The sequence below is a fragment of the Pseudomonas sp. EL_65y_Pfl1_R83 genome (assembly GCF_963970695.1).
GTDB lineage: Bacteria > Pseudomonadota > Gammaproteobacteria > Pseudomonadales > Pseudomonadaceae > Aquipseudomonas > Aquipseudomonas tritici.
In genome coordinates this window covers 1-445 of record NZ_CAXAQI010000455.1, presented here as the reverse complement: position 1 = coordinate 445, position 445 = coordinate 1, and the positions used below count along the sequence as shown (strand labels likewise).

The 445-nt window shown below is 63.6% G+C and carries 2 protein-coding genes; both read right to left on the bottom strand.

Translation table 11 applies throughout. From position 1 onward, the window contains the following. A partial coding sequence (locus AACY08_RS29800; protein WP_445262072.1) for a hypothetical protein occupies positions 1-221 on the bottom strand: 221 nt, incomplete at its 3' end. Positions 222-225: 4 nt separating this feature from the next. Continuing rightward, positions 226-445: hypothetical protein (locus tag AACY08_RS29795; RefSeq protein WP_445262071.1), on the bottom strand; the 220-nt coding region annotated here is incomplete at its 5' end.

Sequence of the window (445 nt, the reverse complement as noted above, 5' to 3'; positions counted from 1 at the left end):
ATCCCATCGAGCTCAAGACCCAGGCCCTTGACCAGGGTGTTCTCGATCTGCGCCCCGATGGCCGGGAAAACCATGTCGGCGCCGAGGCTGGCCGGGTCGACCACGCGCTGGCCCTTGACCAGCGCGACGCCGGCCTTGGCGAGCGCGATGGCTTCGTCCACGCCGTGCAGCTTCTGACGGTCGATGGTGACGGCTTTTTGCTTCTTGCTGACAAATGCCATGATCTTAGCCCTCCACCACTTCGAGGCCCATCGCGCGGGCAGAACCCTCGATGATGCGCGTTGCCGACTCGAGGTCGTTGGCGTTGAGATCCTTCATCTTCGCGGTCGCGATGTCGGCGAGCTGCGAACGCTTGATCTTTCCGGCGGACACCTTGCCCGGCTCCTTCGAGCCCGACTTCAGGTTGGCGGCCTTCTTGATCAGATACGATGCCGGCGGCGTCTTC